12 protein-coding genes are annotated in these 14,534 nt (G+C 48.0%); 7 read left to right on the forward strand and 5 right to left on the reverse strand.

Annotated elements, in window-relative coordinates:
- Nucleotides 1-8: 8 nt before the first annotated feature.
- The 4 genes from ABNK31_RS15905 to lysS form a co-directional block, all read right to left on the reverse strand.
- Entirely contained in the window at nucleotides 9-749 is a 741-nt protein-coding gene (locus ABNK31_RS15905) for an HAD family hydrolase (RefSeq protein ID WP_321579711.1), read from the reverse strand.
- Nucleotides 750-1,192: 443 nt separating this feature from the next.
- Nucleotides 1,193-2,536, reverse strand: coding sequence for a glucose-6-phosphate isomerase (locus ABNK31_RS15910; RefSeq protein ID WP_418895427.1), 1,344 nt, complete (start codon nucleotides 2,534-2,536; stop codon nucleotides 1,193-1,195).
- Nucleotides 2,537-2,617: 81 nt separating this feature from the next.
- Nucleotides 2,618-3,613 carry an NAD(P)H-dependent glycerol-3-phosphate dehydrogenase gene (locus tag ABNK31_RS15915; protein ID WP_418893420.1) on the reverse strand — a complete coding sequence of 332 codons (996 nt, stop codon included), beginning with the start codon at nucleotides 3,611-3,613 and terminating at the stop codon, nucleotides 2,618-2,620.
- A 46-nt stretch (nucleotides 3,614-3,659) separates the two neighbouring features.
- Nucleotides 3,660-5,390: a lysine--tRNA ligase gene (lysS, locus tag ABNK31_RS15920; protein WP_418893421.1), complete on the reverse strand. Its 1,731-nt coding sequence runs from the start codon at nucleotides 5,388-5,390 to the stop codon at nucleotides 3,660-3,662.
- Between the two features lie 294 nt (nucleotides 5,391-5,684).
- Here lysS and dapA point away from each other — a divergent pair, with 294 nt between their 5' ends.
- Both dapA and ABNK31_RS15930 read left to right on the forward strand, forming a co-directional pair.
- Nucleotides 5,685-6,572 (forward strand): 4-hydroxy-tetrahydrodipicolinate synthase, encoded by an 888-nt coding sequence (gene dapA, locus ABNK31_RS15925; RefSeq protein WP_418893422.1) that lies wholly within the window; start codon nucleotides 5,685-5,687, stop codon nucleotides 6,570-6,572.
- A complete protein-coding gene (locus ABNK31_RS15930; RefSeq protein WP_418893423.1) occupies nucleotides 6,569-7,264 on the forward strand; it encodes a GDSL-type esterase/lipase family protein in 696 nt (231 codons plus the stop codon). The genes dapA and ABNK31_RS15930 overlap by 4 nt, the downstream gene beginning before the upstream one ends.
- Before the next feature lie 33 nt (nucleotides 7,265-7,297).
- Here ABNK31_RS15930 and ABNK31_RS15935 read toward each other — a convergent pair whose 3' ends face one another.
- Nucleotides 7,298-9,469, reverse strand: coding sequence for a S46 family peptidase (locus ABNK31_RS15935; RefSeq protein ID WP_418893424.1), 2,172 nt, complete (start codon nucleotides 9,467-9,469; stop codon nucleotides 7,298-7,300).
- 205 nt (nucleotides 9,470-9,674) lie between these two features.
- On the opposite strand from ABNK31_RS15935, the gene ABNK31_RS15940 reads away from it, so the two are divergent.
- From ABNK31_RS15940 to ABNK31_RS15960, 5 genes are all read left to right on the forward strand, one after another.
- Nucleotides 9,675-11,066 (forward strand): bifunctional UDP-3-O-[3-hydroxymyristoyl] N-acetylglucosamine deacetylase/3-hydroxyacyl-ACP dehydratase, encoded by a 1,392-nt coding sequence (locus ABNK31_RS15940; RefSeq protein WP_418895428.1) that lies wholly within the window; start codon nucleotides 9,675-9,677, stop codon nucleotides 11,064-11,066.
- Nucleotides 11,067-11,089: 23 nt separating this feature from the next.
- Nucleotides 11,090-11,878 carry an acyl-ACP--UDP-N-acetylglucosamine O-acyltransferase gene (gene lpxA / locus ABNK31_RS15945; RefSeq protein WP_418893425.1) on the forward strand — a complete coding sequence of 263 codons (789 nt, stop codon included), beginning with the start codon at nucleotides 11,090-11,092 and terminating at the stop codon, nucleotides 11,876-11,878.
- Nucleotides 11,879-11,887: 9 nt separating this feature from the next.
- Complete coding sequence (locus ABNK31_RS15950) at nucleotides 11,888-12,913, forward strand: agmatine deiminase family protein (protein ID WP_418895429.1); 1,026 nt, start codon at nucleotides 11,888-11,890, stop codon at nucleotides 12,911-12,913.
- 69 nt (nucleotides 12,914-12,982) lie between these two features.
- On the forward strand, nucleotides 12,983-13,858 hold the full coding sequence (locus tag ABNK31_RS15955) for a carbon-nitrogen hydrolase (protein WP_418893426.1): 876 nt from the start codon (nucleotides 12,983-12,985) through the stop codon (nucleotides 13,856-13,858).
- Nucleotides 13,859-14,022: 164 nt separating this feature from the next.
- Nucleotides 14,023-14,529: a flavodoxin gene (locus tag ABNK31_RS15960; protein ID WP_418893427.1), complete on the forward strand. Its 507-nt coding sequence runs from the start codon at nucleotides 14,023-14,025 to the stop codon at nucleotides 14,527-14,529.
- Nucleotides 14,530-14,534: the final 5 nt, after the last annotated feature.

Consider the following 14,534-nt stretch of genomic DNA (forward strand, 5'->3'; position numbering starts at 1 on the left):
CCATTATTTTAAATCCGGATCGATTGAAATAAGTCGACCATCTCCGGTAGTTTTTCATATAAAGACGTCATCGAGTCGAACACCACCGACGCACCGGCTTCCAGGAGCATCTCGTCATCCAGCGGACCGGTATTGACGGCCAACGTAAAGATTCCGGCTCCGGTAGCGGCTTTTATTCCCAGCGGCGCATTTTCGATAACGAAAGCCTGGTTGGGCAACAAATCCCCTGCTTTTTGCAATCCTTTTAGAAACGGCTCCGGATCGGGCTTGCCGTGGATCACATCAAACGCCGTCACCATCGTTTCCGGCGAGAATATGCCGGGGAAGTTCTGGTCGAGCCGGTCCAGAAGCGAAGCCTGCCCCGAGCCGGTCACCAACACACATTTCAATCCGTGCCGCTTCACCCATTCGAGCGTTTCTTTGGCATGAGGGATCAGCGCCCCGGTGTTATACTGCTGAAACAATTCCGTCTTGCGGACATAAATACGGCGGGCCTCCTCCTCAGTAGCATTGCGCCCGATATTCCGTTGAAAAAGGATATCGACAGTCGATTTTCCGGTACGCCCTTCGTGAAGGTAAAACTCGCCGGGAAGCGACGACAATTGCCTTTCGTCCATCGTTTGGCGCCAAGACTTCTCGTGCGCGGGCATGGAATCGTACAGTACGCCATCCATATCGAAAATAACGGCCTTCAGGTCGAAATGCCCGAAACCGTGAGTCTGCAAGTAATTACGTAAACGTTCTTTCATTTGATGTTATTTAATCGGAATCGCACGACCCCTTTTATTGGAATGTCAAAGATACCAAAGATTGAGGAGACTGGAAAAAAGATTGATAAAAGATCGATATACCCGACACATTCAGGCCTCATAAGCTTACCGGCCAATATAAAGACCGCAGGAATGTCATATAGAAATAGACTTTTACTCATCTGGCTTGATGAGAGTAGCGAATATATAAGGGATGTCAGAATTGGCAGTCATTCCGAAATATTTACGGTATAGCGTCGTTTTGGTAAAGGGTTTGTACTATATCAAGTGTCCCTCGGAAGGGAACCATGAACGCCCCGCTCATTCTGAAAGATGGTAAAATGATCTTTTTGTGAAAAATGAATAAAAGCGAAGGGGCGGAAAGTTATCTTCCCGCCCCTTGCAATCTTTATCAATCTATTTTCAATCTACCATCAATCTACTTAAATCCTCTCCTTGATGACTCTGCTTTCCGCTTCATAACCGGGCTTGTCGAGCAAGGCGAACATGTTCTTCTTGTAAGCTTCCACGCCGGGTTGATTGAAAGGATTCACCCCCAGCAGGTAGCCGCTGATACCGCAGGCCTTTTCGAAGAAATAGATAAGCTGGCCGATATACTTGGCCGACAGTTCGGGAATCTCCAGCAGGACATTCGGCACGCCGCCGTCGACATGCGCAATACGGGTTCCCAATTCGGCCATTTTATTCACCTCGTCGACCCGTTTGCCGGCCAGGAAGTTGAGTCCGTCAAGATTCACATCGTCATGCGGGATCCTTACCGACCGATTCGGTTCTCTAATCGAAATCACCGTTTCGAAAATCGTCCGTTCCCCCTGTTGAATCCATTGTCCCATAGAGTGAAGATCGCTCGTGAAATCGACGGCTGCCGGGAAAATACCCAGTTGGTCTTTTCCTTCGCTTTCACCGAAAAGCTGCTTCCACCATTCGGCAAAGAAGTGCAACTTGGGATGATAGTTGACCAGTATCTCAATTTTCTTTCCTCTCTTATAGAGTTCATTCCGTATAACGGCATAAATGGCCGGAAGGTTATATTCGAACGACACCGAAGGTTGTGTTGCCTGTTCGATTTCGACCGCCCCTTTAACCAGTTCACGGATATTGATGCCCGCTACGGCGATAGGCAACAATCCCACCGGGGTAAGCACCGAATAACGGCCGCCTACATCATCGGGGATCACAAATGTTTTATAGCCCTCGGTCACGGCAAGCGAACGCAAGGCGCCTTTCGCCACATCCGTAATCGCCACAATGCGGTTTTTAGCCTCTTCACGGCCGACTTGCTTTTCGAGTTGGGCTTTCAACAAACGGAAAGCGATCGCCGGTTCGGTTGTGGTTCCCGATTTTGAAATATTAATAATACCGAACTCTTTATCTTTCAAGTATTCGGTGAGTTCAGACAGATAATCTTCACTGATATTGTTACCCGCATACAGGATAACCGGATGCTCGCGCTTCGCCGACAGCCAGTCCAACGAGGAAGAAAGCGCATCGATAACGGCTCGGGCGCCCAGATAGCTTCCCCCTATCCCGACAACAACCACCGCCTGGCAACGCGTGCGAAGTTCGACGGCAGTATCTTCAATGTCACGGAGTTGTTCTTCCGTGATGGATGAAGGCAAGCCTACCCATCCGATAAAATCGTTTCCTTCACGACTTCCATTATACAATGCCTGATTACATTCGGAGGCTTGCGCCGATTGCCGGAGAATATCTTCTTCCGATACAATGCCGGCAAGATGTTTAATAGTTAATTGAATACTCATAATGCATTTTATTTTAAGTATGATGTAGATGTCTAACGTTTGCGGTCAGCAATTCTTTAGACTTCATTTGTCTGGTGACTATTATCAGAAAAGTTCGATCAATTTATCGACCGCCGCCTGTGGGCGCAACCGTTCATACAAAATTTCATAGACGGTGCGGGAGATGGGGATGTCGATTTTAAAACGCTCGTTCATTTCGGCGATACATTTGGCGCCGTAATACCCTTCGGCAATCATTTCCATTTCGAGTTGCGCCGTTTTCACCGAATAGCCTTTGCCGAGCATCGTTCCCAGTGTACGGTTGCGACTGAACTGCGAATAAGCCGTAACGAGCATATCGCCCAAATAATGCTGTTCGCAAATATTCCGTTCCATCGGGACGATTCCGTCGAGAAAGCGTTCCATTTCCTTGGCGCAATTACTCATCAGCACCGCCTGGAAATTATCGCCGTATTGCAATCCCTGGCATACGCCCGATATGATGGCGTAAATATTCTTCAACACAGCCGCCAATTCGATCCCCACGACATCATTCGAAAATTTTGTTTTCAGAATGCGGGAGGTAAGACCGGCGGCGAGGGTTTTCGCTTTTTCCGTATCCTTACTGGCGAAGGTAAGGAAAGAAAGCCTTTCCAATGCCACCTCTTCGGCGTGGCACGGGCCGGAAATCACCCCGATGTTTTCCTGCGGGATTTTAAAATTATCGGCCAGGTATTCGCTCATCACCATATTGTCTCCGGGCACAATCCCTTTTAGAGCCGAAAAAACGATTTTCCCCTTGAACGCACTGTTCCATACCCGTCGGAAATATTGCTTCACATAAGGAGAGGGAACGGCGATGATGAGCGTGGTGGAGTCCTTTATCGCTTTTTCGATATTGGAATAAAAGGTAATCTGGGCCAGATTGAATTTCACATTGGTCAGATAATTCGGGTTGTGGCCTAACTTGTAAAAACCCTCTATTTGCTCGTCACGACGAATATACCAATTGATATTCTTTTGCGTCATCAATACGATCTTGGCCAATGCGGTACCCCACGTTCCGCCTCCTACGATACAAATTTTTCCGAATGAATTCATTTCGACTGTTTATTGAAGTCCTTTTGATTATTATGCTGTTTGGCGATTATTCGCCGGCACGGGTTGTCCATTCTTTAACTTCATCGGGAGCAGGATTGTTCAAACCCATTTTCAGTTTCTTATTCAATCCGCAAATTTCCTGGTGTAATTTGTTGGGATTTACCTCTTTCAAATCCGCGACACGGTTATATCCGGCCTTTTGCAACACGGGGATCCACTCTTCCGGGACTCCCACCTGAATATAAGCCTGGTCGGCATCTTTTTGAACGGTTTTCTCGGGACGCATTTGGGGGAAGAGAAGCACTTCCTGAATGGTTGTCTGTCCGGTGAGCAACATCGTCAGGCGGTCCATTCCGATTCCCATCCCTGCCGTAGGCGGCATTCCGTATTCGAGGGCGCGGAGGAAGTCCTGATCGATATACATCGCTTCGTCGTCCCCTTTTTCCGAAAGGCGCAATTGCTCTTCGAAGCGCTCGCGTTGGTCGATCGGGTCATTTAATTCAGAGTACGCATTCGCCAGTTCCTTCCCGTTTACCATTAGTTCGAAACGTTCGGTCAGTTCGGGATTGTCGCGATGGCGCTTGCATAACGGCGACATTTCAATGGGATAATCAATGATAAAAGTCGGCTGGATATACGAAGCCTCGCACTTTTCGCCGAATATCTCATCGATAAGTTTTCCTTTCCCCATGGTTTCGTCATATTCTACCCCCAACCGGTCGCATACTTCGCGCAACTGCTGTTCGTTCATACCGCTGATATCGATGCCGGTATGCTCTTTGATGGCGTCGAGCATCGTGATGCGCTTGTAAGGCGCCTTGAAGTCGATTTCCTGTTCGCCGACCTTTGTTTTGGTGGTACCCAACACTTGCAGGGCGGTATACTCGAGCATTTGCTCGGTGAACTCCATCATCCATTTATAATCTTTATACGCCACATAGATTTCCATCACCGTAAACTCCGGGTTATGCGTCCGGTCCATCCCTTCGTTACGGAAATCCCGCGAAAATTCATACACGCCTTCGAAGCCTCCCACGATGAGCCGTTTTAGATAGAGCTCGTTCGCGACGCGCAGATACAAATCGATATCGAGGGCATTGTGATGCGTGATGAACGGACGCGCCGCCGCTCCTCCCGGAATGCTTTGCAATACGGGCGTATCGACTTCCAGATAACCGTGATGATTGAAATATTCGCGCATGGCATTGAATATTTTCGTACGCTTTAAAAAAATCTCTTTTACGTGATCGTTGACCAGCAAGTCGACATACCGCTGCCGGTAACGCAGTTCGGGATCGGAAAACTTATCGTAAGCCACCCCGTCTTTCATTTTGACAACGGGCAGGGGACGTAACGATTTGGATAAAACGGTGAGGGATTGTGCATGTACCGATATTTCGCCCATCTGCGTGCGGAACACAAAACCGGTAATACCGACAAAATCGCCTATGTCGAGTAGTTTTTTAAATACGATGTTATAAAGGTCTTTATTCTCGTCGGGACAGATATCGTCGCGGGTAATATACACTTGTATTCTGCCTTTCGAGTCTTGCAGTTCGAAGAAAGAAGCTTTACCCATGATACGGCGGTTCATAATACGCCCGGCAATGCTTACCTGCCGCCGTCCGGCTTCGTCGGTAAACTCGTTTTTAATATCGGTAGAGTAGGCATCGACCTGATATAGATCAGCCGGATAAGGATTTATTCCATGCGTGCGTAACTCATCGAGACTTTGTCTGCGAATAATTTCTTGTTCACTAAGTTCTACGTGATGCATTTATAACGTCGTTTTGATATATAGCAAATTATTAAATCGGTACAAAAGTACGAAAATATATTGCATTCTTCCTGTCCGTTAAGTTTTTTTCTCCATCGTCCATCGTCCATCGTCCATCGTCCATCGTTCATCGTCCATCGTTCATCATTCATCATTCATCTTTCATCGTTCATCTTTCATCGTCCATCTTTTCTTTGTAAGGTTTTAAAAATTATGTACCTTTGCGTAATTAAGAACAATTTGTATACAACCTGTTTCTTAAAGAAGTAAATTGCAAGAAATAACAGACATTCCATGCCAAATGTAAAATTAAAAGGATTAGGCGTTGCATTGGCCACTCCTTTTCATGCAGATTATTCAGTGGACTACAACGCGCTGCATAAATTGTTGGATTATCTCCTCGACGGCGGCGTTGATTACCTGGTAGCCCTCGGTACCACTGCCGAAACACCGACTCTTTCCGAACGGGAACAGTCGGACATTATTCGTTTTGTTACCGACACGGTCCGAGGGAAAGTGCCGGTGATAATGGGAGTCGGAGGAAATAACACCGTTGCCCTGGCGGAAAAACTCCGCTCAATCGACATGACGGGTATCAGCGCCGTTTTGTCGGTAACACCTTATTACAACAAGCCTTCGCAGGAGGGATTATACCGTCACTATTGCACCTTATCGGAAGCGTCGCCCCTACCTCTTATTCTTTATAATGTACCCGGACGGACAGGTGTCAACATGACGGCGGAAACCACATTGCGCATTGCCCGATCGTGCGGCAATATCATCGCTATCAAAGAAGCTTCGAGTAATCTCGCGCAAGCGAAAGAAATTATCGCCGGAGCACCCGAAGGCTTTTCGGTTATTTCGGGCGATGATGCTATGACCCTTCCCATTATCAGAGCCGGAGGAGCGGGCGTTATTTCGGTATTGGGAAACGCCTTTCCGCATGCTTTCGGCAAAATGGTACACCATGCTCTCGACAACCAATGGACGAAAGCCGAAGAAATTGAACAATCTTTCACGGAATTGATCCGGTTGCTATTTTGCGATGGAAATCCTTCCGGCGTAAAAGCGATGTTACACCTAAAAGGACTTACTGAAAACGTATTACGCCTCCCGCTCGTAGCGGTAAGCGACGAAACACGGGAAATGATCAAACACCAATTATCCTTAGTAGAAAAATGAAAATCAAAGAGTTCTTTTTCTTACTCTCCATCGCGTTGGGGAGCATCCTATTGGCCCAATGTTCCTCTTCGAAAACCATTGTGGAAGATTTCCATACCGAAACCTACAATACCCGTATGGCTTATTTCGGCGAGCACCCGCTACAAAAAGGGCAGATTGTTTTCTTCGGCAACAGCATCACCCAAGCGGGTGAATGGGAATCGTATTTTCCGGGAAGCGACGTAGTCAACCGGGGCATTTCGGGAGATAACACCGAAGGCATGTTGGCACGCATCGACGAAATCGTACAGTCGCAACCGGCAAAGTTTTTTATCATGGCCGGAATCAATGATATTTCGCTGGCGCGAGACGAGAAAACCATCGTCGATAATTACCGGCAGATTATTCAGGCGGTAAAAAACGATTCGCCGCAAACGGAAATCTATATCCAAAGTGTCTTACCGGTCAATAACGATTTTGCGCGCTATTCCCGTCTTAAAGGGAAAGAAGGGCGTATCCCCTCGCTCAACCGGAAACTAAAAGCGTTGGCCGATGCAGAGAACATCCCTTTCATCAATCTCTTTTCCTACTTCGCAGACGCTTCCGGAAAGCTCATTGCGTCGTACACCGGCGACGGATTACATCTTACGCCCGAAGCGTATGCGCTGTGGACAAACATCATCCGCTCAAAGGTCGTTCAGGAAACAAAATAACGAAACAGACGGGGATAAATATCGTACATCATCTTACCGCAGATCCATCTCTTCTATAAGGTGGGTTGCTCCGGCATATCGATCAATGATAAACAACACATAGCGGATATCCACAATAATACTTCGCTGATAGTCGGGCAGGAATTGAATATCCCCGCCGACGCCTTCCCAATTACGGTCGAAATTAATCCCGATCAGTTCACCTTTGCCGTTCATCACGGGGCTGCCCGAATTTCCTCCCGTCGTATGGGTGGTCGCAATAAACGCCACCGGCATCTTGCCGTCTGCACGGGCATAGCGGCCGAAATCGCCGCGACGGTATAGCTCTTTCAACTTGCCGGGTACCACAAACTCCCAATTCTCGGGATCTTCTTTTTCCATCATTCCATCCATCGTGGATTGATAGCCGTAAGAAACGGCATCGCGGGGACGATACCCTTTCACTTGCCCATACGACAAACGAAGGGTCAGGTTTGCATCGGGGAAATGGGCATCCTCGCCATCCATCCGTAATATCCCTTCCATATAAGTGCGCCGGGCGATCTCGAAAGCATCGTCATACGCGCTGAGCTGCGAACGAAGCCGGACGAACTCTTCGTTTACACCCCGCACGAAAGTAAGCATGGGATCGGCCTCCAGCGTCGTTGCCTCCAAACGGCCCGATAAAAATTGTTGCAGATTCTCCCCGCTTCCGAAAACAGAACGATCGAAGAGTGCCTCCACAAACCGCCCCGCATCGCCTTCGAAGGTTTCATAGACAACCTGAAAACAAGCCGGCTGTTTTTCCCTCGGTACCGATGCCATATATTCGGCAATCATGGCCGCCGCCACTTTCCGATCGACCGCCGCATTATAATCTTTATCTGCGAACTTCCGGTAATCGTCGCTCAACTGTTTTTTTTGTTTTTCAATCTCCGCCGCATCCTTTTTATTCAAAGCGGCGATAAGCGCTTTACTGCCGGCAGTCGGAACCGACACAAATTCTACCGCACGAAGAATGCCTTCGGACAGCATTCGCTCTCGGTAACGCAAATCCGCTCTCTCCTGCACCATACGGGCAATAGCCTCAATAGCCTCCGGATACTGAAGAAGATTATTCTTCCCGGCCCAATCCAAAAGGCGGTCTTGCTGTTCCTTTTTCACCTGTTCCAAATCACGTAAATCAATCGCCCAATTCGAGCCGATGGCATTTTTGTGCCCGTTGGTCGATCCCGAATATTTGGCGGCATATTGGATTTTTACCCCCGGATCGCGCAGCATCTCTTCAAGCATCGCCTCCTGCCGTACTTCACGCATGCGGATACGCACGGCATTATCGATATCACGCCTTTCGGCAACCTCCCACGAAGTGTAATATTTATGCGTCGTTCCCGGAAAGCCCAACAACATGGCGAAGTCATTTTCCTGCACCCCTTGCGTGGAAATCGTCAGCCAGCGTTTTGGTTTCAACGGTACGTTGTCGGGGGAATAAGCGGCCGGATTACCGTTTTTATCGGCATAGATACGGAAGAGAGAGAAATCGCCCGTATGCCTCGGCCACATCCAGTTATCGGTATCCGCGCCGAACTTTCCGATAGAGCTGGGCGGGGCTCCCACCAAACGCACATCGGAATAAATCTTTTTCGTAAACATATAATAGCGGTTACCGTTAAAAAACGGCTTTATTTCGACCGCAGTTCCGGGATGGGTTTCGAGGAATTCATTTCCGGCATGCTCGCGTGCCAGGCCGTTCAAATAAGCGGGAGAGAGGAAAAGCACTCCGTGGGTATCTTTTTCCTTGTCACGCAACAAACACGCTTTCACATAGTCGGTCACATCGTCTATTTTATCGATAAAGGTGACGGTCAGCCCGTCATTGGGTAATTCCTGCGCCTGCGTCATCGCCCAAAAACCGTTTTCAAGATAGTTGTTTTCCAATGTACTGTGCTGCTGAATTTGTCCGTATCCGCAATGGTGATTGGTCAACACCAATCCTTGCGACGAGATTACCTCTCCGGTACATCCTGAGCCGAATTGCACGACCGCATCTTTTAACGAACTCCCATCGGGATTATAAATATCGTAATCCTCTAGCTTCAATCCGAGTTGCCGCATGGCGGGATATTGTTGTTTTTTAAGCAGATGCAACATCCACATTCCTTCATCGGCGCGCACCGATAACACACTCATTGTAAAAATGATCAGGCAAGTAAAACAGTTTCTCATTTTCGATCTTTATTGATAAATTCATTCAGTCGGACCGTAAAGGTAAGAAAAAAACCGAACGGAGGCAAAAGCCAACGGCCGATCGTTCGCAGTGCACGCGCAACAAATGGTTCGCATGGCGGAAGACAATTATTTATTCATCTGTGGATGAAATAAAAAATTATCATGTATATTTGCAGCAAAAAGAGTTATAGAGAATAAAAAAATCGATAAAGTGAAACAAAGAACGTTAAAAAACAGCTTTACATTAAAAGGTGTAGGGCTGCATACAGGGCTGAATATCACCATATCCTTCCATCCGGCCGAAGAAGATCACGGTTACAAGATTAAACGAGTAGATCTTCCCGACCAACCGACGATAGACGCTTTGGCGGAAAATGTCGTAAATACCCGCAGAGGTACGGTCTTAGGAAAGGGAGATGTCACAATCAGCACCGTTGAACATGCTTTCTCCGCCCTCTATGCATTGGGGATCGATAATTGCCTGATCGAAGTAAACACATCGGAATTTCCAATTTTGGACGGAAGCGCCATCGAATATGTAAAAGCCATTAAGAATGCGGGAATCGTAGAACAAAAAAAAGACAAAGACTTCTATATCGTCCGCAAGAAACTCGAGGTTTCCGACCCCGAAACCGGTTCCAAACTAACACTGTTGCCGGACGATAGCTTTTGCATCAATTCGTATATCGAATTCGACTCGATGTACATCCCCAACCAATCGGCGATCCTCGACGATATGTCGGAGTACGAAACCGAAATTGCTCCTTCGCGGACATTCGTTTTTGTGCGGGAGATACAGCAACTGCGTCAGGCCGGTCTTATAAAAGGCGGTAATCTGGACAACGCCATCGTTATTTATGAGCGGAAACTGTCGCAACCGGAATTAGATGAAATCGCCGACGCTCTTCACGTACAACGACACGACGCCAACGAATTGGGTTACCTCAATCATCGCAAACTGGCTTTCCGGAATGAGCCCGCCCGTCACAAACTACTCGACATTGTCGGTGACATGGCCCTTATCGGAAAACCGATCCAAGGACGGTTAATCGCTACGCGGCCGGGACACCATATCAACAACCAATTAGCCAGGTTAATTCGGAAAGATATAAAACTCAATGAAGTCCAACCGCCTATCTATAATGTAAACGAGGAGCCGCTGATGGACAATAACCGCATCCGCGAACTGCTTCCGCATCGATATCCTTTTTTATTGGTCGACAAAATTATCCGTAAAACGGACAAATATATCGTCGGAGTGAAAAACGTGACGACCAACGAACCCTTCTTTATGGGGCATTTCCCCCAGGAACCTATTATGCCGGGCGTTCTGCTGGTGGAAGCCATGGCGCAAACGGGAGGGTTACTCGTCCTGTCGCAACTGGATGAACCGGAACGTTATTCTACGTATTTCCTCAAGATCGACAATGTGAAATTTCGGCATAAAGTAGTACCGGGCGATACAGTCATCTTCCGGGTTGAACTGACGAGTGACTTACGACGAAATATTTCTTCCATGCGGGGATTGGCATTCATCGGTGAAAAAGTAGTATCCGAAGCCGATTTTACGGCACAGATCATTAAAAATAAATAATCCGGCACCCATATTGAGAGATTATGAATACGGTATCAACTTTAGCATTTATACATCCCGAAGCCAAACTCGGCAAGAATATCATCGTTGAGCCTTTCGCCTATATCGACGCAAACACCGAAATAGGCGACGGCTCGCGCATCATGACTCAAGCGACCGTGCTGAGCGGCGCTCGAATCGGTAAGAACTGTACGATATTTCCTCATGCCACAATCGCCGGCATTCCGCAAGACCTGAAGTTTAAAGGAGAAGAAACGGTCGCCATCATCGGCGATAATACGATGATCAGGGAATGCGCAACCGTCAACCGGGGAACAGCTTCGAAGGGATTTACCAAAATCGGCAACAACTGCCTCATCATGGCTTATAGTCATGTGGCGCACGATTGTGAATTGAGCGACCATGTGATTCTCGGCAATTCAACACAGCTTGCCGGAGAGATTGAAATCGACAGCTATGCCATCCTTAGCGGCGGTACGCTGGTTCATCAATTTTCAAGAATCGGCGCGCATGCCATGATACAAGGCGGCTCTAAAATACCGAAAGATATTCCCCCGTACATCATGGTGGGACGCGAACCGATTACATTCATGGGATTGAATATCGTCGGACTGAGAAGACGGGGATTCAACAGTGAACAGATCAACGGTATACAGGAGATTTACCGCTACCTGTATCAATCGGGGTACAATACCACCCAAGCTATAGAACGAATCGAAAGAGAATTGCCCTCGACCCCCGAAAGGCAGCACATCCTGGAGTTTGTGCGTTCGTCCATGAGGGGTATCGTCAGAGGCAACATGGAAGGGTAAGTTATGTATCTGTATAATAGAATCTATTTCCCCCCGGAATGGTATCCCCAAAGCGGCATACAACTCACATGGCCGCATGAAGAAACCGACTGGGCCGATATGCTGGAGGAAGTTACCGAATGCTATGTGGCGCTTTCGAAAGAGATTCTAAAACGGGAAAAACTGCTCGTCGTCTGTCGCAAGAAAGAGCAAGTCACCCGTTATTTTACAAAAATGGAGCAAAGGCGTCTTATCACGGCGGAGATTGAGAGCAACGATACATGGGCCCGTGATCACGGAGGTATTTCGGTGTTTATCCGAAACAACCCGGCCATCCTCGATTTCGAATTCAATGCCTGGGGATTGAAGTTCCCCGCAAATTACGATAATCAGATCACACCCAAACTATATTTCAATGGCTTCTTTGATGGAGAAGTATCGCAGTTTAATCACTTCCATTTTATTTTGGAAGGGGGCTCTATCGAGAATGACGGAAAAGGGACGTTACTCACCACATCAGCCTGTCTGCTGGCGCCCAACCGCAATCAACCGATGACGCAACAGGATATCGAGGTTAAGCTGAAACAGACATTAGGAATAGAGCGCGTACTATGGCTCCACCACGGCTATCTGGCAGGCGACGATACCGATAACCATATCGATACGCTGGCCCGCTTTTGCAACGAAGAAACGATCGCCTACGTACAATGCACGGATGAAACCGATGAGCATTTTGAGGAACTGCAACGCATGGAGGAACAACTCCGTACGTTCACCACATGGCAAGGCAAACCATACACATTGGTACCTTTGCCCATGGCCGATCCGGTATATCACGACGGGCGCCGACTCCCGGCAACGTATGCCAATTTCCTTATCATCAACGGAGCGGTATTGATGCCGGCTTATGGAACGCCGGCCGATGACCGGGCGAAACGGCAACTGCAACGCATATTCCCCGAACGGGAAGTCATTGCCATCGATTGCCGCGCCCTGATTAAACAGCACGGATCGCTGCACTGTATCGCCATGCAGTTTCCCGAGGGATTTCTTTAAAACGCGTTCCTCGTCGCCTTTCGACATTAGACGTCCGACTTTTGACTTTCGACTTTCAACAGCTACAAAATGAAAATAGGAATTATACAGCAGCACAACACGCTCAATATCGAAGAGAATATTGTTCGGTTACAGAAGAAGATACGCAGCCTTGCGGCCCAAGGCGCCGACCTGATTGTGATGCAGGAGTTGCACAATGGCCTGTATTTCTGCCAAACGGAAAACGTTTCGGTATTCGATCAGGCCGAATCCATCCCCGGCCCGTCTACCGAATCGTTCGGCCGGTTGGCCAAAGAGCTCGGCGTAGTAATTGTGTTATCGCTCTTTGAGAAGCGTGCCGCCGGACTATATCATAATACAGCGGTGGTGATAGAGAAAGACGGTACCATTGCCGGGAAATACCGCAAAATGCATATCCCCGACGACCCGGCGTATTACGAAAAGTTTTATTTCACGCCCGGCGATCTGGGTTTCACGCCGATCAGCACATCGGTCGGGCGACTCGGAGTCCTTATTTGTTGGGACCAGTGGTACCCGGAAGCCGCTCGGCTGATGACTCTCGCGGGCGCCGAAGTACTCATCTACCCGACCGCCATCGGCTGGGAATCTTCTGACGACGAAAAAGAAAAGAACCGCCAACGCCAAGCGTGGATAACGGTGCAACGCGCGCACGCCGTTACGAACGCCATCCCGGTAATCGCCGTCAACCGCGTTGGCTTCGAGCCCGATCCTTCGGGACAAACCAATGGTATTACGTTCTGGGGAAATAGCTTTGTGTCCGGCCCACAAGGCGAGTTACTCTATGAGGCTCCCGATGATCAGGAAGCCGACGCAATTATCGAGATTGACAAAACCCGCACAGAAAACGTCCGCCGATGGTGGCCTTTCCTCCGCGACCGGCGCATTGACGCTTACGACGACCTGACGAAGCGGTTTATCGATTGAGTAAAGATTATTGAAGCAGTAGATTTAGAGAGGTTGATGAAGATTGCTTTAATGGCATCCCTATTTCTAGGTATTTTTCATAAGAAAGTCATTATTTTTGATGATTGACCGCTATTATTTTATACCTTTACTTTGTATTTTTAAATTAAAGATTAAAATAAAAGATGAAATCAATAGCAATTATTTACGGTTCAAGTACCGATAACACCCGCGAAGCTGCGGAGTTGATTGCCGATAAACTGGCAGACTATTCCCCAAAATTAATCGATGTAAGCGACGCTACGGTCGAAGATTTCGAATCGGCGGACGTGTTGCTTCTTGGCACTTCTACGTGGAGTGTAGGCGAGTTGCAAGACGATTGGGATGTTTTCTCGTCCAAAATCAAAAACCTGAAGCTGCAAGGCAAAACAATTGCGTTGTTTGGAGTAGGAGATTCGGCCGGATATCCCGACACGTTTGTAGATGCTATCGGAATTCTTTACGATGATTTCGCCCAAACCGGCGCTCAATTCGTTGGGGAAGTTTCGACCGACGGTTATACTTTCGATGACTCGCAATCGGTGAGAGACGGAAAATTCGTGGGACTTGCCCTCGATGCCGACAATGAAAGCGATTTGACTGAAAGCCGCATCGATGCTTGGGTAAACGATTTGAAACAGTATCTGGATTAACCCGG

The organism is Limibacterium fermenti, assembly GCF_041902845.1.
GTDB lineage: Bacteria > Bacteroidota > Bacteroidia > Bacteroidales > Dysgonomonadaceae > Limibacterium > Limibacterium fermenti.